Origin of the sequence: Haloferax profundi (assembly GCF_001469865.1) — an archaeon.
In the GTDB taxonomy this organism is placed as follows: domain Archaea; phylum Halobacteriota; class Halobacteria; order Halobacteriales; family Haloferacaceae; genus Haloferax; species Haloferax profundi.
In genome coordinates this window covers 16,524-35,046 of the sequence record NZ_LOPV01000020.1, presented here as the reverse complement: position 1 = coordinate 35,046, position 18,523 = coordinate 16,524, and the positions used below count along the sequence as shown (strand labels likewise).

Here is an 18,523-nt window from a genome sequence, read left to right as displayed (position 1 = left end):
GCATGGAGGATATCGACTCGGAACTCTACCGTGAAGCCTTCAGAAGTACGGATATCCCCATGCTGATTGCGGATACGAACTTCGCATTTCGGGATATCAACGACGCTGGACTCGAGTTTCTCGGCTACGACTACGACGAGATAATCGGTGAGTCGGTCGGACTCATCGCGGGCGACGAAGAGGTCTACTACGAAATCATCGAGCACATGCTCGCCGGTGAATCGTGGTCGGGTGAGTTCGTCGTCCGCCGGACGGACGACCGAATCGTCTACGGTCACGGGTTCTCGACACCTATCGTCGTCGAGGGCGAGGTCCAGGGATTTCTCGCGTTCTTTCTGGACACCACGAAACAACAGCAGTACGAGAACGTCTCGGAAGTTCTCAGCCGACTCCTTCGACACGACTTGCGTAACGAGTTGAACGTCGTCTACGGCTATACACAGCAAGTCGCGAGTAGAATCGACGACGAAGAGGCACTCGCCGACCTCCAATTGGTTCAGGACAAGGTCCTCGACATCGTCCACAAATCCGAACGGGCGCGTGACCTCCGTGACTTACTCGAACGGTCGCACGACCGGTCGAACCGACCCGTCCGACTCGACGTCGTCTTACAAAAGCGGACCATCGATGCGACGATAGACTACCCTGATGCGGAGTTCACCTTCGAGAACTTCCCTGAGGTCGAAGTCATCGCAGACGACTTGCTCGGAGAGGCCATCGAATGTCTCCTCGAGAACGCGGTCACACACAACGACAAGGAGACACCGGTGGTCGACATCTCCGTCGAGCGAGCAGACGAGAGTGTCTACATTCGCGTCGCGGACAACGGACCTGGAGTTCCCGAAGCACAACGGAACCTCATCTTCGGCCGCGAGGAGTACGACCAACTCCACCACGGGACGGGTATCAGTCTCTTTTTCGCCGACAACGTCATCTCGTCGTACGACGGCGACCTCTGGGTCGAAGACGGCGACGACGACGAGGGTGCAGTCTTCTGTATCCGTCTCGAGGAACGAGTCACAGACGAGTGACGACTGCCGACGACCGTTCGTCTCACCTCGCGTCTGTCACTCGGTGTCCGACATCGGTTTGGCAGGGACACCAGCGACTGTCGTCCCCGGCGGTACGTCGCGGGTGACGAGGGAGTTCGCCGCAACCTGTGCGCCCGCACCGATTCGAACACCCGGCAGGATGGTCGCCTTGGCGCCAATCATCGCCCGTTCACCGACGACGACTTCGCCAGTTCGGTACTCGTCTTGCAGGAACTCGTGACAGAGGATGACCGAGTCGTACCCGATTATCGCGTGGTCCTCGATGGTCACGAGTTCCGGCCAGAACACGTCTGGCGTCGCCTCTAACCCCCACGACACGCCCGTTCCGACGGTCACACCGATTCGTCGGAGCGCCCAGTTTCGAACTCGGAGCGACGGCGCGATGCGGGCGACGAGGACGAACAGGTAGTTGAGCATGACACGCCAGATAGGTTTAGCATCGGTCCAGTACTGAAGCGAGTTCAGCGGTCCCGGTGTCGGGTGGTGTTCGATTCGCTCGTGTCGCGGGGTGGTGTCGTCGGTCACGCCAGTCGATTAGACGGCAGGGGTAAAAGCGCCCACGCCGTGTCGGCGCGAAAGCGAAAATCAGTGTTCGGGCCGTCGGTGTTCGGTCGTTTACTCGCCGCGAATCTCGGCCATGTGGTCGATACGACGCTGGACGAGTGCCTCGGTGCCGATGTCGTGGCGGATGTGGAACCCATCACCGGCGTCGGCGAGAGCGCTCTCGGCTATCTGTTCGGCCTGCGAGATGGCCTCGGCGTGTCCGACGACGGCGAACGACCGCGAGGTGGTCGTGTAGAGGCCATCGTCTCGGGCGTCGACGCTCGCGTAGAAGAGGAGTGCACCACTGTCCTCGTCGACTTCCACCGTAATCTGCGCGCCTGCTTCGGGGTCCGTCGGGTAGCCCTCGGGGACGGCGTACTTGCAGACGGTCGCTTTCTCGGCGAAGTCGAGTTCGGGAAGCGACTCGCCTTCGCGTGCAGCGACGAGCACGTCGAGGAACGGGGTTTCGAGGACGGGAAGCGTGTTCATCGCCTCGGGGTCGCCGAACCGGGCGTTGAACTCGATGACCTTCGGCCCTTCGTTCGTGAGCATGAACTGGCCGTAGAGGATGCCCTTGTAGTCTGGCATCGCGTCGACGACGGCCTCGATGACCTCGACGGCGGCGTCGTAGTCGCCGTCAGCCATGAACGGGAGCGACGGCGTCACGTCGGTGTAACTGCCCATGCCGCCGGTGTTCGGTCCTTCGTCGCCCTCGTAGGCGCGCTTGTGGTCCTGAACCGCCGGACTGACGCGGAACTCACCGTTTGCGACGAACGCCTGGATGGTGAACTCCTCACCGACGAGTCGCTCTTCGAGGACGACCCGGTCGTAGTCGGAGTCACGGAGGTACGCCTTGGCTTCTTCGGGTGTCACCTGGTCGCCGATGACTTTCACACCTTTCCCGCCGGTCAGGCCTGCGGGCTTGACAGCGAGGTCACCGTCGTACTCGTCGATGTAATCACACGCCGCCTCCACGTCGTCGAAGGTGGCGAAGTCGGGGTTGCCGGGGATGTCGTTTTCGTGCATGAACCGCCGCTGGAACGCCTTGTCCGTCTCGATACGGGCCTCGGCTTCCTGCGGGCCGAAGGTGTAGATTCCCGCGGCGTCGAGGGCGTCGGAGACACCTGCCGCCAGTCCCGACTCGGGGCCGACGATTGCGAGCGTCGCACCGACGGACTCGGCGTACTCGACGATGTCGTCGGCCGCCGTCTCCGAGATGGTCTCGAAGTCCTCGGCCAGTTCGGCGATGCCGGGATTTCGGTTGCTCGCGCAGGCGTACAGGTCGCAGTCGGGGGCAAGTGCACGGGCAATCGCGTGCTCACGCCCGCCGCCACCGACGAGAAGGACGGTTTCGCTCATACTCGCATACCTTGCGCACGGGAGTGTAAAGATTGCTCTTCAGTCATCGAAAAATGAGCACGATTGTGTCTATCTCTGTCGCTGGAGCAGTGCCGTCGACGTAACCGTCTCCACGCCGCTTTAGTTCTCGGAGTGCCGTACTCGAACTATGACCGACCCGGTGGGACGCAACCGACTCGACGAGGAGCAAAGCCCGTACCTCCGCCAGCACGCGGACAACCCGGTCAACTGGCAACCGTGGGACGAGACGGCCCTCGAAGCGGCCCGCGAGCAGGACAAGCCCATCTTCGTCTCTGTGGGCTACTCGGCGTGTCACTGGTGTCACGTCATGGCCGACGAGAGTTTCTCCGACGACGGAATCGCCGAGATTCTCAACGAGCACTTCGTTCCCGTCAAAGTCGACAGAGAAGAGCGACCTGACCTCGACCGAATCTATCAGACCATCTGTCAACTCGTCACCGGCGGCGGTGGGTGGCCCCTCTCCGTCTGGTTGACGCCGCACGGCAAGCCCTTCTTCGTCGGGACGTACTTCCCACCGGAACCGCGCCGCGGCGCACCCGGATTCCGCGACATCGTCGAGAGTTTCGCGGAGTCGTGGCAGACCGACCGCGACGAGATAGAGAATCGCGCGGAGCAGTGGACGCGCGCCATCACTGACCAGTTAGAAGAGACACCTGACGTTCCCGGTGAGGCACCCGGGTCGGAAATCCTCGACCAGACTGTGCAAGCGGCACTCCGGGCCGCAGACCGCGACCACGGCGGATTCGGGAGTGGTGGCCCCAAGTTCCCCCAACCCGGTCGCATCGACGCTCTCCTTCGCGGCTACGCTCTCTCTGGCCGGCGCGAGGCGCTGGACGTCGCCGTCGACGCCCTCGACGCCATGGCGAACGGCGGCCTGCGCGACCACCTCGGCGGTGGGTTCCATCGGTACTGTGTGGACCGCGAGTGGACCGTCCCCCACTTCGAGAAGATGCTCTACGACCAGGCGGGACTCGCACCACGCTACCTCGACGCCTACCGCCTGACTGGAACCGACGAGTACGCCACCGTTGCCGCAGAGACGTTCGAGTTCGTCCGTCGCGAACTCGGACACGACGACGGCGGGTTCTATTCGACCCTCGACGCCCAGTCGGGCGGCGAAGAGGGGACGTTCTACGTCTGGACCCCCGAAGACGTGCGGGAACTCGTTCCAGAACTCGAAGCAGACCTCTTTTGTGACCGCTACGGCGTCACACCGGGTGGAAACTTCGAGCACAAGACGACGGTCCTGAACGTCTCGGCGACGATTTCGGACCTCGCAGAAGAGTACGACCTCAGCGAGAGCGAAGTCGAAGAGCGTCTCGAAAAGGTCCAGAAAGCACTCTTCGCAGCACGCGAAGGCCGCGAGCGACCCGCCCGCGACGAGAAGATTCTCGCGGGATGGAACGGCCTGATGATTTCCGCCTTCGCGCAGGGTGCAGTCGTACTCGAAGACGACTCGCTCGCCGACGACGCTCGCCGAGCACTCGACTTCCTGCGCGACACCCTCTGGGATTCAGACACCGAGGCGCTCTCTCGGCGCGTGATGAACGGCGAAGTGAAAGGCGACGGCTACCTCGAAGACTACGCCTTCCTCGCGCGCGGCGCGTTCGACCTGTATCAGGCGACGGGTGACCTCGACCCACTCGCGTTCGCGCTGGACCTCGCACGGGCGACGCGCCGCGAGTTCTACGACGAGGACGCCGGAACGCTCTACTTCACGCCCGAGAGTGGCGAAGCACTCGTCACGCGCCCACAGGAGGCCACCGACCAGTCGACGCCGTCGAGTCTTGGCGTCGCCACCTCGCTGTTCTTGGACCTCGAACACGTCGCGCCCGACGCAGGATTCGGCGAGGCCGCAGACGCCGTCCTCGAAAGCTACGCGAACCGCGTCCGCGGAAGCCCACTCGAACACGTCTCGCTCGCCCTCGCCGCAGAAAAAGCCGCCAGCGGCGTCCCCGAACTCACCATCGCCGCCGACGAGGTGCCCGACGAGTGGCGCGAAACGCTCGCATCTCGGTACTTCCCCGGTCTCGTCGTCTCACGACGACCTGCCACGGACGAGGAGTTAGACTCGTGGCTGGACGAACTCGGTCTGGACGAGGAACCACCAATCTGGGCCGCACGCGAGGCCACCGACGGCGAACCGACCGTCTACGCCTGCGAGGGATTCACCTGCTCTGCGCCGACGCACGACCTAGACGAGGCGCTGGCGTGGTTCACGGCAGGCGACGAAGACGACGCGTGAGGCGGTAGTTGCGTGAGACGGTAGTTAGGAGAGACGGTCGGCGAGGAAGACTGCAATCGGAACGGATTCTTCTTCGACGAATCGGGCGACTTCTTCGCCGTCTTTCTCGACGACGACGGTCGGAATGAGTTCGATATCGTACTCGTCGACGCGCGGGCCAACCTTCGACCCGTCGTCTGCTTTTTCGACCGGGTAGTGTTCGATTCGCCCATCGTCGACGCCGGCAGCGTCGAGGGCGGCGGCGAAGTCGGGTAGTTGCCGGCGGCAGTCGCCGCACCAGTCGCCGCCCCAGACTTTGAACGTGTAGTCGTCTGCACCCAGTGCTTCGACGGCGTCCGCGTAGGAGTCGGCGTCCCACGCCGGATTCGGTTGCATCGTTTCGAGCGTCTCTGCTTCGGCCATGGGGCGGTGTAACGCGTGAACCGATTTAACGGGTGCGCTCGCGGCGGTGCTCGCCAGTGTTGGTGATGCCCCGAGTGGTCTCGGGGTCTGTCCGCAGACAGTGGCCGAATCCACCGACTCCGCCAGTCGTTTACGCACGCACCGAGAACCGGAGGGCGATGGACGACAGTATCCTCGATGCTATCGGGTCGCCGCTGGTCCGTGTCGACTCCCCGGTGGGGTCGACCATCGCGGCGAAGATAGAGTCCAAGAACCCCGGCGGGTCGGCGAAAGACCGCCCGGCGCTTTCGATGGTCGAAGCGGCCGAGGAGGCCGGCGACATCGAACCGGGAGACAAACTCGTCGAACCCACCTCGGGGAACACGGGAATCGGACTCTCGGTCGTCGCCGCCGCGAAGGGATACGACCTGACTATCGTCATGTCTGCGTCGATGTCGCCCGAGCGCCGCCAAATCATGCGCGCGTACGGTGCGACCATCGAACTGGTCGAGGGCGATATCTCCGACGCGAAAGACCGTGCCGACGAACTCGAAGCAGAAGAAGGCATGTACCAACTCCGCCAGTTCGAGAACCCGGCGAATCCGGAGGCCCACTACCGGACGACGGCCGAGGAGATTCTCGAACAGGTCGGTGACCGGGAAATCGACGCGTTCGTCGCCGGTATCGGAACGGGCGGCACCATCTCTGGGAACGGACGACGACTCAAAGAGGAGTTCCCGTCGATGGACGTCGTCGGCGTCGAACCCGCGGCGAGCGCTGTGCTCTCGGGTGGCGAAGTCGACGCCAACGAGTTCCAGGGCATGGGCCCGGGGTTCGTCAGTCCGAACCTCGACACCGACCTCTTGGACGACGTCGAAGTCGTCGAGTTCGACGATGCTGTCGCCGAATGTCGCCGACTCGCCCGCGAGGAAGGCATCCTCGTCGGGCAGTCCTCTGGGGCGTCACTCCTCGCCGCCAAACGAGTCGCCGAGCGAATCGCAGACCCAGACGCAGACGACGGAGACGAACCGCTCGTCGTCACTGTCTTTTGGGACTCCGGCGAGCGCTACATGTCGACCGGCATGTTCGACGAGGCGTAAGGGAACAGTCGTTCGTTCCGCGAGGTGCTATCTGCCGAATTCGTCTTCTGCGACGCGAACGAGTACTGTCTCGTCCACGTCTCGCAAGTCGTACGAGGGAACAGACCCATCGACGCGCGTAACGTACATTGGCTCGACGAGACGGCCGTCTTCGACGCCGTAGATGGCGAGATGGTCACCCGTCTCTTCTGGTCTGACTTGTCCGTCTCTGACTTTTTTCGCGAGGTCACGTGAGAGCCATTCGGTCTCCGAGATAGACGGTTCGAGGACGAGAGAGAACGCGGCAAAGCGCACGAGGTACCAGTTGAGGTCGTTCAAGAGCGAGACTGCCGCACCGATACTCACCGTCTCGACGGCGAGCGAGTTCTCGAACGGTTCGGTGATGTCGTACGTCGAGAGCGCCGCACGGGCGGTGTCCCTCGACAACAACTCGTACTGGAGGTGACTCCCTTCGGACCCGACGATACAGACCTGCGTCACGTCGAAATGGACGGGCGGGGTTCGGTAAAGCGGTTCCGGTACTCAGACGTGCTGGGACCACTCGTCGGCGCACGACTCGTCACAGAAGACGACACGCTGCCGTTCGAAGGTGAGTTTTCCAGGACCGTCGACATCCCGGTCTAAGACCATCTGATAGTGGTCGTCGCGCATGTCGACGCGGGCGTGACACGCGGCACACCGCTCGACAGTGTCGGTCCAGTCGGTCCGTGCTGCCCGGTGGGACACACGCCACTCCGGACCAGGGTGACTGCGGCCGAGGCGCGATGTTCGCGACATACGAGATACGTGGTGCTCGACGCGTATAAGTCCATTTTTGTTCAATTGAACATGCGAAATGAATGAATACGTTCGTGAATGTCCTACTGTGGTGGACGTTTGCACACCTCTTGTGGAAGCGACTCCCGTGAGGTGTGTGAGTCCTCGTCACCTGAGTAAGTGACGACCCACCCCACGCGGTTAGTCCTGCGACACGGACACGAGACGCCGATTCCGGGCCGCTTCGGCGGCGAGTTCGAACAGGTCGTCTGGTTCTGCTGCCTGGACGGCGGACAACGACGCGTTCGTCTCGGGGAACGAGGGGGCGACTCGCTCGCACCCGACGGGGAGCGTCGAGTCGTCGTACGTCCCGATTTCGCGTGCCTCGGTGACGATATCGGTCTTGTCGCGCGTAAACAGCGGTCTGTGGACCGGGTAGTCGACGGCCGCCTCTGTGACGGCGATGTTCTCGCCGGTCTGACTCGACTTCTGGCCCAACGACTCGCCAGTGACGATGGAGTGGGCGTGTTCGTCTTCGGCCACTGTTGCGGCGATGGAGAGCATCACTCGACGCAACGAGAGCATCCGTGTGTCTTCGATGGTGTCCATCAACCGCTGGACGACGTCGTCGCCGGGGACGACGTGGACGCGCAGGTCGAAGTTCGGTGCGCGGCGTGCGATGGTCCGGACGGTTTCGAGCGCCCGGGCCCGGTGGTCCGCGCCGCCGTAGTCACCTAAGTCGACGTAGACGGGGACGATTTCGCACCCGCGGCGCATCATCTCCCACGCGGCGACGGGTGAGTCGATGCCACCGGAGATGAGAACCACCGCCTTCCCCTGTGTCCCGAGTGGTAAGCCACCGGGGCCGTCGAACCGGCGGACTGAGACGTAAGCGGCATCTTCTCGACACTCGACGCGATACGTGACCTCCGGGTCGTCCAAATCGACGGGTGCGCCAGTCACTTCGACCACGGCAGACCCTGCCTCACGTGCGATGTCGCGCCCGGAGAAGTCGTGGGCGTCTTTCGGACCGACTCGGTCCTCGTCGATGGCGAAACTCGCATCTGCGGGGTGGTCTGCGGCGAGGTCACGGCAGACGGCGACTATCTCGTCCAGCGTCGGGTCACAGACCACGCTCGGGCGGGCCCAGACCACGCCTGGAACCTCGGCACACGCGGCGGCGACTGCTTCGGGGTCGTCCGTGTCGCGGACGAGAAGTCGTGACCACTCTCGTTCGACGCGTCCCGAGAGCGACCGGTCGTCGAGGACCGCCTGGAGGTTCTCCCTGAGGCGGACCTCCATCTTCGCTCGAACACTCGAACTCTTGGTCCCCATCTCGCCGTATCCGACGAGGACGACGTGCGCCGACTCGTTCACACGCATCGTTCTCCGTGTCCACCCTTTAGATGCTCGTTCTGGCCCCGGAACCACCCGACCGTGTCGTGTGTCAACTAGGATGTTATATATCTCAACGTAGTACCATGTACCAGACTAGAGGGCCAAGGGGACCCAATATAAATCCCTTAATACGCGCTTTCCGCTCTGTCTCCCATACCCGCTCGAACCGCCGGCGACAGAGTCCGCCGTGACACCCACCGCCCGACCTCATCCGAAAAAATGACCGACGAGTCGCCCGACGACATCGACCTCTCAGACCCACAGTACTACCTCAACCGTGAGTTGAGCGAACTGGAGTTCCAGTCTCGCGTCCTCAACGAAGCGTTGGACGACCGGAACCCGCTTCTGGAACGAGTTCGGTTTCTCGCCATCTTCACGAAGAATCTCGACGAGTTCTTCATGAAGCGTGTCGGGGGGCTGAAACAACAGATAGACGCCGGCGTCACAGAGTGTACGGCCGACGGTCGAACCCCACGCGAACAGTGGGAAGAGGCCATCGACAAGGCCCGGCCGATGTTCGAACAGCAAGCGGCCTGCTACCGTGAAGAGATACGGCCTGCACTCGCCGACGAAGGAATCTGCATCTGTGAGTACGAGGACTTGACGCCCGACCAGCAGTCGCAGATGCGTGAGTACTTCGAGACGTCTGTCCTGCCGACGCTGACGCCACTTTCGTTCGACCCCGCACACCCGTTCCCGTTCATCTCGAACCTCTCTCTGTCACTCGCTGTCCTCACCCGCGACGACGACGACCAGACGTTCACCCGCGTGAAGATTCCGCAGAATCGGCCGCGACTCGTGGAAGTCGACTCCGCTGGTGAGCAACGCCGATACGTCCTCCTCGAAGAGGTCATCCGCGCCAACCTCGACTTGCTGTTCCCGAACGTCGAGGTACTCGACACTGCGGTGTTCAAACTGACGCGGAACGCCGAAGTCCGACGCAACGAGGAGGTTGCAGAGGACCTCATCGACATGATAGAGGAAGTCCTCGAACAGCGACGGTTCGCAACCGTGGTCCGCCTCGAAATCGAAGCGGACGCTCCGGAGTCCGTTCGACGGCTCCTCGTCGAGCAGTTGGACCTCGACGACCGGGAAGTGTTCGAACTGGAGGGGCCACTCGACTACCGCGAGTTCATGGACCTGACCGACCTCTCGCGGCCTGACCTCTCTTTGGATTCGTGGACGCCGCAACCACACCCTCGCCTCACGGGACTCGCTGCCAGCAACGTGGGAACAGATGGCGCCGACGAGACCATCTTCGACAGGATTCGCGACAAGGACGTCCTGTTGCACCACCCGTACCACTCGTTCGGTGAGACGGTCCAGGAGTTCCTCGACGCCGCGGCGAACGACCCGAACGTCCTCGCTATCAAGGCTGCAATCTACCGGACAGCGGCCGATTCGAAGGTCATCGAGTCACTCATCGACGCCGCCGACAACGGCAAACAGGTCGCCGCGATGGTCGAACTCAAAGCCCGGTTCGACGAGCAGAACAACCTCGAATGGGTGCGCAAACTCGAAGAAGAGGGTATCCACGTCGCCTACGGAACTATCGGCCTGAAGACGCACACGAAGACGGCCCTCGTGGTCCGCGAGGAAGAAGACGGTGTGCGCCTCTACTCGCACGTTGCGACCGGCAACTACCACTCGGGCACCGCAAAAGGCTACGTCGACCTGGGCGTCCTCACGGCGGACCGCGACATCGGGCAGGACCTCGTGAAGGTGTTCAACTTCTTCACTGGCCCCTCGCTCGACGAGGAGTTCCGCAAACTCCTCATCGCGCCCGTGACGATGCGCAACGAGTTCACGAAGTGCATCAGACGAGAAGCAGAACACGCTCGCGCAGGGCGTTCGGCCCGTATCGTCGCGAAGATGAACGCGCTGGAAGACCCCGGAATCGTCGAAGAACTCTACCGGGCGTCGATGGCCGGCGTCGATATCGACTTGCTCGTCCGCGACATCTGTCGCCTTCGACCGGGTGTCGACGGCCTCTCGGAGACAGTCTCCGTCAGAAGCGTCGTCGACCGGTTCCTCGAACACTCACGCATCTTCTACTTCGAAAATGCGGGTGCCCCTGAGTATTACGTCGGGTCGGCCGACTGGATGACGCGCAACCTCGACAAGCGTGTGGAGGCCATCGCACCAGTCGAGGACCCGGACATCCGGGAGCAACTCAGGTTCGTCCTCGAACTCGGCTTGGCCGACAACCGAAAGTCGTGGGAGATGCACTCCGACGGGTCCTACGAGCAACTGACGCCGGACGGTCACCGCACTATCAACATGCAGTCGATTCTGATGCAACAGACCCTCGCCGCACGAAAGCGAAACGACGTTCACCGCGGTATCCCGGCGTCGCACCCGGACGTTCCCGAGACGCTCTTGGTCGAACCGAATCCGACCGTCATGCGCCCCGCCGACGCGCCCGACCCACAGTCTCTCGACACCGATACCGTCTCGGACATCACCGACCGCAGTGAGTCGGTGAACGGGCGCGAGGTGGGAACCGAACAGGAGACTTCGATCGAGTCGAAATCGACCGCAGACGACACACCCGCCGCGCTGGGCAACGGCGACCCACAGCGAATTCTCGACCGATTCCCGAGTAAGTGGTACGTCCCGGACAGCGAACACTACGAATACGCAGTCCGGACGCCGAACGGGGACCGAGCGTACCGAAAGACGCCCGCCGCGGCGGCGAAACTGGTACGAAAATACTACGACACGCGGTAGTCAGTCAGAGACGACGTCGACGCCACGGAACTCGAAGACGCTTCCTCCGAGGTCCGAATCGAGCGACACGGTCCACCGGTGTCCCGACGCGATGCGTTCGACTAGTGCCAGGCCGAGTCCAGCACCGTCGTTGCCGGAGACGCCGACTGCCCACGGGTTGTCTGCCACGTCTTCTGGGAACCCTGGTCCGTCGTCGGCGACGGTAAATCCGTCCGTGCACCGTCCGACTGTCACTCGAACACCGTCGTCACTGTGCTCGACGGCGTTTCGGAACAGGTTTTCGAGGAGTTGGACCAACCGCGACTCGTCGGCCATGAGTTCCCAGTTCGGGTCGATGTCGAGCGAGAGCGTCGCGTCGTCTGACGCGACGTGTCGCCACGCCTCCTCCGCCGCTTCGGCGACAGAGACCGGTTCGAGTTCGCCGGTGTCTCTTCCTCTCTTGGCGAGGTCCAACATCGAATCGACCAGTTCGTTCATCCGGTCGAGTTGGGCCGAGACCGTATCGAGACGCTCGACGTCGCCTTCTTTGGCGAGTTCGAGGTTGCCGTCGGCGATAGCCAACGGGTCACGCAAGTCGTGGGCGACGCTGTCTGCGAACGTCCCGAGTCGTTCGTTCCGGCGAGCGAGTCGTCGCTGACTGCTCTGGAGTGACCGGATTCGCTCGTGGTTCCCCGTCACGTCGGCGTTCACCGCCACGAACGCGTACCGCTCGCCGTGGTCGTTTTCGATGGGCGCAATCGTCTGGTTGGCGACGTACTCGTCGCCGTTCTTCTTCCGGTTGATGATGCGCCCGCGCCACACGTCGCCGTCGAGGATGGTCTGCCAGAGGTTCTGATAGAACGCGGTCCCGTGGACGCCAGATTTGAGGACACTGGCGTTCTTGCCGACGACGTCGTCGGCGTCGTATCCGGTGACTTCCTCGAACGCCGTGTTCACCCACTGGATGGTGCCAGTCTGGTCGGTCAGGTAGATGGTGTGTCCTGCCCGATTGACCGCTTCTTTGTATCCACGGAGACGCGACTGCAGTTCGATACGGTGGAGTGCGTGTGCGATATCGTTCGAGAGTTCGACGAGCAGTTCGCGCTCCGGTCCATCGAAGAGGTTCGGGTGCTCCGCGTAGACAGTGAGGACACCCCAGTCTTCGTCCCCGCGCGTGAGGGGGACGCTGAGACTCGACCGTAGTCCGTGTTCGAGTGCGTCGTCGCGCCACGGTTCGAACGATGGGTCTGTCTCGATGTCGGCAGTCGCCTGTGGCCGCCCAGTCCTGAGGACGCGGCCGATGGGTCCGCGACTCTGTGCCCCGCCGTCAGTTTCGACGACCATGTTCTCCACGTACGACGTACCGGTCCCTGCCATAGCGACCGGGCCGACGCGGTTAGTCTCGGGATTTGGTTCGCCGACCCATGCAAGCGAGCAGTGACCGTCGTCGACGAGTGTCTCACACACTTGCTCGAAGAGGTCGGTGTCAGAACTCGCTCGAACGAGTCGCCGTCCGACCTTCCGAACCGTCTCGGAGAGTCTGGCCCGTCGTTCGGCCTGGTGGAGCGTTCGTCGCTGTTCGACCGCGTGACGAATCCGGTTGGCGAGACGCATCGCGACGGCCGACCCGCGGTCTTTGAACATGACGTCGGTCGCTCCTGCGTCGATGGCAGATTCGACGACCGACGCGTCGCGGTGTCCAGTGAGGAGGACGACCGGAATGTCCGGGTCACGTTCTCTCAGCGACGTGAGCAACGAGATTCCGTCTTCGGAGTGCATCTCGTAATCGGAGACGACACAGTCGACGTCGCCCTCGTCGAAGACGTCCCGTGCTTCGGCCGCCGACGAGGCGAACTCGAAGTCGAATCTGTCTTCGACGCGTCCCACCTGTGTCGCGACGAGTGAAGTGTACGATTCGTCGTCGTCGACGAGGAGGACACGAACGCGGTCGGATTCCCCCGAGTCTCTCGTGTGTTCTGGTCGTGTCTGTACCTGCCCACCGTCCGTCTCGACTGTCCTCTCCCGTCGCTGTTCGACTGTCCGACGTGCCCGTTGGTCGTCTGCCTGTGTCGTGTCCCTGACCATCCCTGATACTCCGTAAGCGGGGTGTCACCGCCTACCACATACTCGGACGATTGACTACGAGAACATAAAACTAGCTAGAAAAACTGGACAAATACCCAACACAAACCCGAATACTTGGGGTAATTATACTCTGTGTCGGGGGACGACGGGAAATCGTCGGCCGAGGGTAGTGAGCGAATCGCCCGCTCAGAACGTCGAGAGTTCGCCCTCGATGGTGCGGCGCGTGATGTCTGTCACGTCGGCGAGTTCACGGTCGATTATCGCGACGACTTCGTCTTCGATGTCGGCGACGGTGACGCCCTCGTCGGTGATGACTTTCGCGTCGGCGACGTGGGGTTCGTCGATGGGACGGCCAATCTGCGAGAGCAGGCGGACTTGCAGGTCACGGATGCCGTCGACTTCGGCGACGACAGTCTCGGCGATGTGGGTCGAAAGCAGGTTGTAAATCTTCCCGATGTGGTTGACGGGGTTCTTGCCCGAGGTGGCTTCCATGCTCATCGGCCGGTTCGGCGTGATGAGGCCGTTGGCACGGTTGCCACGTCCGACAGACCCGTCGTCACCCTGTTCGGCGGAGGTTCCGGTCGTCGTCAGGTAGATAGAGCCTTCTTCGTAGTCGTCGGCGGTGTTGACTTCGACGTTGACCTCGCGGTCGGTGTACTCGCCTGCGAGTTCGGTGACGAACGCACGGACGTCCTCGACGGCTTCGACGTAATCGTCGATGTCGTCGATGTAGGAGTCTATCATCGCGGCGGCGACGGTCACGTCGATAACGTCGCCTTCGCGCTTGCCCATGAGTTTGATGTCCTGTCCGAGTTCGGGGTGGTCGTCGCCGTAGCGTGCCCCGTTGAGGGCGCGTTCTGCTTCGAGGACGATTTGCTCCGTCTCGGTGAGTGGGGCGTGGCCGACACCGAAACTCGTGTCGTTGGCCATCGGGACTTCTTGGGTCTCCTCGCCGAAGACGTCCTGGAGGTCACCGGACCCCTCGCCGAGTTTCACGTCGACGATGATGTCGGTTCCGACGTCGAGTTCGGGGATGTTCTCGTTCAGGTACTCGCGTGCGGCCCGGAGGGCGGCCGAGTCGACAGGGAGTTTCTCCCCGTCGTACTCCTTGGTCGCCCGGCCGACGATGAGCAGGTAGATAGGTTCGATGACCTCGCCGCCACCGAAGGCGGGTGCGGCGGTTCCGGCAACGAGTTGCGTCTCGTCGGTGTTGTAGTGGAGTACCTTGCCGACGCGTTCGAGGTAGAGGTTCGAGAGCGCGCGTGAGACGCTCTCGGCGATGCCGTCGCAGATAGAGTCGGGATGACCGATTCCCTTTCGCTCGACGATTTCGACCTCCTGATCCTCGACCGCTCGCTTCTCGGCGGATTCGAGGCGGATGTTTCGGTCAGTCATTGACGGGACGTACCCAGCGGGCGGTTCTATAACTTGCGGAAACCTTGCTGGCAATGTGTATTACTACCACGTATCCGAGGAGGGAGAGCGCTACGGTTTTCCCTGGTGTCACTCCTCGGGCGCGCCGAGGAGCATCCCGAGGTAGGAGGTTCGAATCTGGTCGTCTGGGTCGAGGCCGAGTGTGTCGAGGACCGAAAACGCGCCTTCGCGTGCGCTGTCGACACCGTCTTCGACTTCGATTTCGACTTCGACGAACTCGCCGAGTCCGGAGACGGCGTCGAGTGAGACGGTGTACCCGTCGACGACGAACCGTTCGCGCTCTTTTTCGACCGTCGCTGCGGGTTCGAACCCGACGGCCGTACAAATCGCGTCCATCGTCTCCCCGTCGTGGACGCCGGTTTCGTACTCACGCCGGGTCTTCGAGGATTCGTCGACGAGTGGTCCTTTGTAGGTGACGTTGGTCTCCTCGTCGACGACTTCGTCGCCGTCGAAGCGTGTCTCGCGCCGGAGGCGAAGTGCCTCGTCCGTCTCGGCGAAATCCTTGTGTGGTGCGTCGTAGTAGGTGTCCGTCTGGGCGACTCGGTTCACCTGCGTCGCGTCTACCGCTTCGAGTCGCTCGCGGACGACGCCGTGGTCGGCGCGGACTTTGACCTCGACTTCGTACATGCTCGCGGCGAGGTGTGACATCGACAAAAGGGTGGCCCTCTGGGTCACCGCCTCGCGTTCGAACTGTTCTCCCGCGAGACGCGGTATCGGGTGCCAACCGCCGCTTCGAGGCCCCACGGCCGGATAGTGCGCACTTTGGAGCGCAACCGAGTCTGCGGCGGGAAACGTGATTCTTAAGGGTCACACGAATCACGTAGCGTGTATGAGCGACGAACAGCAGGCGGAGGCCGAGCAGGTCGATGAAGAGGTCGAGTCCGGTATTCAGGACGGCGACTTCGTCCGCCTCGCATACACGGTTCGAACGGTCGAAGACGGCGACGTCGTCGACACAACGAGTAAAGAAGTGGCCGAAGAGGCCGAAATCGACGTCGAGGGCTACGAGTTCGAACCTCGCGTCGTCATCATCGGTGCGGGCCACGTCTTCCCCGAAGTCGACGACGCCCTGAAGGGCGCGGAAGTCGGCGACGAAGGAACCGTCGAAATCCCTGCCGCCGACGCGTTCGGCGAGTACGACGACGACGAAGTGCGCACGGTCAGCGCCAACAAGATTCCCGAAGACGACCGCTACCCCGGTGCGCAGGTCACCATCGACGGCGACCAGGGTCGTCTCGAGACCATCATCGGTGGTCGCGCCCGCGTCAACTTCAACCACCCCCTCGCGGGCAAGGACCTCGAATACGAGTACGAGGTTCTCGAACTCGTCGACGACCGCGAAGAGCAGGCCGCTGGCCTCCTCGGGATGTACCTCCAGCAGGCCCCCGAGGTCTGGGTCCAGACCGACGAAGTCGAAGAAGAGCAGGTCGTCGAGTCCGACGACAGTGAGACTCCGGAGGAGTCTCAAGCAGACGGCGAAGCCGTCGACGAAGACGAAGACGCAGAGCCTGAGACGGAGACGGTCACCGTCGAGAAGGACACGCTCTACATCGAGGCGACGCAGCAGATGACGATGAACCAGCAGTGGATGTTCTCCAAGCAGCAGATTGCACAGGACATCATGCAGCGTCTCGACATCGACCGCGTCATCGTCCAAGAGACCATCGAGGGCGGCATGGGCGGCATGGGCGGCCTCGGCGGTATGATGGGCGGCGCTGGCGGTGCCGACATCGAAGAGGCCATCGAGGACGTCGACATCGACGCCGAAGAACTCGCCGCAGAACTCGACGCGGACGAGTCCGAAGAGTAAGCGAGCACCTCCGCCGCTTCTCGTGAATCGGCGGCTTCTTGATACTCGCCTTCCGACCGCTTCGTAGCTATGGCTTCGTCAGACGACGCGACGCTCGATTTACGAGACTTCTCGGACGTGTACGTTGCACTCGTCGCTGGATTTTGTACCGTCGGACTGACGCTCGCGCTCGAATACGGTGTGAGTGTCTCCGTTCCGTTCGTCTACCGACTCACACCGCTCGTCCCCTACTTCGGCTACGTCTTTTCCCGCGGTGCGGGCCTCTCTACCCGCACGTGGTCGGTACTCATCGCTGCCGTTACACTCGGTACGTTCGGATTCTTCGCGTTCTAAGTCGCGACAGTCGCGTCGAGACCCGCCACGTCAGGCGATGTCGCGACTGGTGTCGACGGTGACCTGGTCGGCGAGGCGAAGTTTGATGGTCTCGTTGAGTGCCTGCCCGCCGCGGAACTTCGGAACCGCGAGCCGATTTTCTATCTCTGAGCCGTCTATCTTCGTGTCGAGGTCGAACACGATGTCGGCCATATGTTCGGTCAGGTCGCGATTCTGCGGGACGGACTCGCCTTTGAGACCGTGGAGGACGGTGAGGCCGCGCGTGTTGACCATGTGCGTCTGGAGGCCGTTGAGGAACTTCCGGTAGCGCGCTGCCTCGTTGCGCTCTAAGATGTCCACCACGTCGATGATGAGGTTCGCTCCCTCGGGCAAGTCGCGGACGAGTTTGTTTGCGGTGTCCAAGGGGGCGTCGCCGCCAACGTCGCGGATGGTCGGGCTTCCCGTCGGACTGACACAGCGGTCCAGTGCGTCGCTGACGGCGACTTCCGACCGGAGTGTCGTAATCCACAACGTCCCGCGCGTCGTGGTCAACTCGTTCAAGAAGAGTTCCGACTGGCTTGCGGGGTCTGCCGCGAGGAGAACGACGCTCCCTGCCGGGATGCCACCGCCGAGTTGACGGTCGAGCACGTCGATACCCGTAGCCAGCCGAGACATACACTACCAAATGACCTTCAGCCATATTATTAATTCCGGCCTAACGTGTTCGATATCCGACGATATGCGGCTCGAACGGTCGGTTGCGCCAACACGGGTGAGTGCTCGTCGGGGACGGTGCCGAGGACTGGTGCACCGACGAGTTCTTCGACCGAATCCGGGGCGACGCGGGCGCGGGAGACGACGCATCCGGCGACGGGCGTTCCCAGTGCGCGCGCCATCGCCGCCGTCTTCGCTGCGTCGCGGAGGGCAGGGACGCACAGTGGGCTGACGACGACGACAGCGTCGGCGACACGGAGAGGTGCCGCAGCGTCGGGACCCGCTCCCGCAGGGCAATCGACGACTGTGTGATGGTGCTCCGCAGCAACTGCACGAAGCCACTGCTCGAAGGCGTCGTCGTCTGCCTCGCTCGGCGGCGACAAGATGGAGACGGTGGGGTCGCTCGGATGCGGCCGAACAGCAGGTGTCTCACGCTCGCATCGCTCTGCGCCGGCCATCGAGTGCAAGTTGGGCATGTCCCGGTCCGCGTCGACGGCGAGGACGGGACCGTCGAACGCCCGTGCCAGTCCGAGTGTCGTCGTGGTCTTCCCGCTGCCACCTTTGCCGCCCGCGATTGCCAACATAGCACGGGGTGGTCCCGTGT

The 18,523-nt window shown here is 62.7% G+C and carries 17 protein-coding genes; 6 read left to right on the top strand and 11 right to left on the bottom strand.

Features of this window, described 5'->3' with window-relative positions:
• The first annotated feature begins 2 nt into the window (after nucleotides 1–2).
• On the top strand, nucleotides 3–1,031 hold the full coding sequence (locus AUR66_RS01175; protein WP_058570700.1) for a sensor histidine kinase: 1,029 nt from the start codon (nucleotides 3–5) through the stop codon (nucleotides 1,029–1,031).
• A 36-nt stretch (nucleotides 1,032–1,067) separates the two neighbouring features.
• Here the strand turns inward: AUR66_RS01175 and AUR66_RS01170 are convergent, their stop codons facing one another.
• Both AUR66_RS01170 and purD read right to left on the bottom strand, forming a co-directional pair.
• A complete protein-coding gene (locus tag AUR66_RS01170) occupies nucleotides 1,068–1,577 on the bottom strand; it encodes an acyltransferase (protein ID WP_058570699.1) in 510 nt (169 codons plus the stop codon).
• A 90-nt stretch (nucleotides 1,578–1,667) separates the two neighbouring features.
• The gene (gene purD / locus AUR66_RS01165; protein WP_058570698.1) at nucleotides 1,668–2,954 is read right to left on the bottom strand and encodes a phosphoribosylamine--glycine ligase; all 1,287 of its coding nucleotides are present in this window, start codon (nucleotides 2,952–2,954) and stop codon (nucleotides 1,668–1,670) included.
• Between the two features lie 148 nt (nucleotides 2,955–3,102).
• On the opposite strand from purD, the gene AUR66_RS01160 reads away from it, so the two are divergent.
• Entirely contained in the window at nucleotides 3,103–5,220 is a 2,118-nt protein-coding gene (locus AUR66_RS01160) for a thioredoxin domain-containing protein (protein WP_058570697.1), read from the top strand.
• A 24-nt stretch (nucleotides 5,221–5,244) separates the two neighbouring features.
• On the opposite strand, the gene AUR66_RS01155 is transcribed toward AUR66_RS01160, so the two are convergent.
• Nucleotides 5,245–5,622 (bottom strand): thioredoxin family protein, encoded by a 378-nt coding sequence (locus AUR66_RS01155; RefSeq protein ID WP_058570696.1) that lies wholly within the window; start codon nucleotides 5,620–5,622, stop codon nucleotides 5,245–5,247.
• Between the two features lie 158 nt (nucleotides 5,623–5,780).
• Here AUR66_RS01155 and AUR66_RS01150 point away from each other — a divergent pair, with 158 nt between their 5' ends.
• The gene (locus AUR66_RS01150; RefSeq protein ID WP_058570695.1) at nucleotides 5,781–6,701 is read left to right on the top strand and encodes a PLP-dependent cysteine synthase family protein; all 921 of its coding nucleotides are present in this window, start codon (nucleotides 5,781–5,783) and stop codon (nucleotides 6,699–6,701) included.
• A gap of 27 nt (nucleotides 6,702–6,728) precedes the next feature.
• Here the strand turns inward: AUR66_RS01150 and AUR66_RS01145 are convergent, their stop codons facing one another.
• The 3 genes from AUR66_RS01145 to thiI form a co-directional block, all read right to left on the bottom strand.
• Nucleotides 6,729–7,181, bottom strand: coding sequence for a DUF5804 family protein (locus AUR66_RS01145; protein WP_058570694.1), 453 nt, complete (start codon nucleotides 7,179–7,181; stop codon nucleotides 6,729–6,731).
• Nucleotides 7,182–7,223: 42 nt separating this feature from the next.
• Nucleotides 7,224–7,478, bottom strand: a complete 255-nt coding sequence (locus AUR66_RS01140; RefSeq protein WP_058570693.1) for a hypothetical protein — start codon at nucleotides 7,476–7,478, stop codon at nucleotides 7,224–7,226.
• A 180-nt stretch (nucleotides 7,479–7,658) separates the two neighbouring features.
• Entirely contained in the window at nucleotides 7,659–8,834 is a 1,176-nt protein-coding gene (thiI, locus tag AUR66_RS01135; protein WP_058570732.1) for a tRNA uracil 4-sulfurtransferase ThiI, read from the bottom strand.
• A gap of 240 nt (nucleotides 8,835–9,074) precedes the next feature.
• Between thiI and ppk1 the strand changes: the two genes are divergently transcribed.
• Nucleotides 9,075–11,585, top strand: a complete 2,511-nt coding sequence (gene ppk1 / locus AUR66_RS01130; protein ID WP_058570692.1) for a polyphosphate kinase 1 — start codon at nucleotides 9,075–9,077, stop codon at nucleotides 11,583–11,585.
• Here ppk1 and AUR66_RS01125 read toward each other — a convergent pair whose 3' ends face one another.
• The 3 genes from AUR66_RS01125 to cyaB all read right to left on the bottom strand — a co-directional run bounded on the left by AUR66_RS01125 (nucleotide 11,586) and on the right by cyaB (nucleotide 15,710).
• The gene (locus tag AUR66_RS01125) at nucleotides 11,586–13,649 is read right to left on the bottom strand and encodes a hybrid sensor histidine kinase/response regulator (protein ID WP_058570691.1); all 2,064 of its coding nucleotides are present in this window, start codon (nucleotides 13,647–13,649) and stop codon (nucleotides 11,586–11,588) included.
• A 186-nt stretch (nucleotides 13,650–13,835) separates the two neighbouring features.
• The gene (locus AUR66_RS01120; protein WP_058570690.1) at nucleotides 13,836–15,044 is read right to left on the bottom strand and encodes a methionine adenosyltransferase; all 1,209 of its coding nucleotides are present in this window, start codon (nucleotides 15,042–15,044) and stop codon (nucleotides 13,836–13,838) included.
• 108 nt (nucleotides 15,045–15,152) lie between these two features.
• Complete coding sequence (gene cyaB / locus AUR66_RS01115) at nucleotides 15,153–15,710, bottom strand: class IV adenylate cyclase (protein ID WP_058570731.1); 558 nt, start codon at nucleotides 15,708–15,710, stop codon at nucleotides 15,153–15,155.
• Between the two features lie 202 nt (nucleotides 15,711–15,912).
• On the opposite strand from cyaB, the gene AUR66_RS01110 reads away from it, so the two are divergent.
• Together AUR66_RS01110 and AUR66_RS01105 are read left to right on the top strand one after the other, a co-directional pair.
• Nucleotides 15,913–16,893 carry an FKBP-type peptidyl-prolyl cis-trans isomerase gene (locus AUR66_RS01110; RefSeq protein WP_058570689.1) on the top strand — a complete coding sequence of 327 codons (981 nt, stop codon included), beginning with the start codon at nucleotides 15,913–15,915 and terminating at the stop codon, nucleotides 16,891–16,893.
• A gap of 69 nt (nucleotides 16,894–16,962) precedes the next feature.
• Complete coding sequence (locus tag AUR66_RS01105) at nucleotides 16,963–17,226, top strand: hypothetical protein (protein WP_058570688.1); 264 nt, start codon at nucleotides 16,963–16,965, stop codon at nucleotides 17,224–17,226.
• A gap of 30 nt (nucleotides 17,227–17,256) precedes the next feature.
• On the opposite strand, the gene AUR66_RS01100 is transcribed toward AUR66_RS01105, so the two are convergent.
• Nucleotides 17,257–17,880, bottom strand: a complete 624-nt coding sequence (locus tag AUR66_RS01100) for an RAD55 family ATPase (RefSeq protein WP_058570687.1) — start codon at nucleotides 17,878–17,880, stop codon at nucleotides 17,257–17,259.
• A gap of 29 nt (nucleotides 17,881–17,909) precedes the next feature.
• Complete coding sequence (locus AUR66_RS01095; RefSeq protein WP_058570686.1) at nucleotides 17,910–18,503, bottom strand: nucleotide-binding protein; 594 nt, start codon at nucleotides 18,501–18,503, stop codon at nucleotides 17,910–17,912.
• Between the last annotated feature and the right edge of the window lie 20 nt (nucleotides 18,504–18,523).

Excerpts from the sequence above, each read along its gene's own strand:
- AUR66_RS01160 (WP_058570697.1), top strand. The coding sequence starts at position 3,103 with ATGACCGACCCGGTGGGACGCAACCGACTCGACGAGGAGCAAAGCCCG.
- AUR66_RS01095 (WP_058570686.1), bottom strand. The coding sequence starts at position 18,503 with ATGTTGGCAATCGCGGGCGGCAAAGGTGGCAGCGGGAAGACCACGACG.
- AUR66_RS01120 (WP_058570690.1), bottom strand. The coding sequence starts at position 15,044 with ATGACTGACCGAAACATCCGCCTCGAATCCGCCGAGAAGCGAGCGGTC.
- cyaB (WP_058570731.1), bottom strand. The coding sequence starts at position 15,710 with ATGTACGAAGTCGAGGTCAAAGTCCGCGCCGACCACGGCGTCGTCCGC.
- AUR66_RS01105 (WP_058570688.1), top strand. The coding sequence starts at position 16,963 with ATGGCTTCGTCAGACGACGCGACGCTCGATTTACGAGACTTCTCGGAC.
- AUR66_RS01155 (WP_058570696.1), bottom strand. The coding sequence starts at position 5,622 with ATGGCCGAAGCAGAGACGCTCGAAACGATGCAACCGAATCCGGCGTGG.
- AUR66_RS01175 (WP_058570700.1), top strand. The coding sequence starts at position 3 with ATGGAGGATATCGACTCGGAACTCTACCGTGAAGCCTTCAGAAGTACG.
- AUR66_RS01140 (WP_058570693.1), bottom strand. The coding sequence starts at position 7,478 with ATGTCGCGAACATCGCGCCTCGGCCGCAGTCACCCTGGTCCGGAGTGG.
- AUR66_RS01125 (WP_058570691.1), bottom strand. The coding sequence starts at position 13,649 with ATGGTCAGGGACACGACACAGGCAGACGACCAACGGGCACGTCGGACA.
- ppk1 (WP_058570692.1), top strand. The coding sequence starts at position 9,075 with ATGACCGACGAGTCGCCCGACGACATCGACCTCTCAGACCCACAGTAC.
- AUR66_RS01150 (WP_058570695.1), top strand. The coding sequence starts at position 5,781 with ATGGACGACAGTATCCTCGATGCTATCGGGTCGCCGCTGGTCCGTGTC.
- AUR66_RS01110 (WP_058570689.1), top strand. The coding sequence starts at position 15,913 with ATGAGCGACGAACAGCAGGCGGAGGCCGAGCAGGTCGATGAAGAGGTC.
- purD (WP_058570698.1), bottom strand. The coding sequence starts at position 2,954 with ATGAGCGAAACCGTCCTTCTCGTCGGTGGCGGCGGGCGTGAGCACGCG.
- AUR66_RS01100 (WP_058570687.1), bottom strand. The coding sequence starts at position 17,880 with ATGTCTCGGCTGGCTACGGGTATCGACGTGCTCGACCGTCAACTCGGC.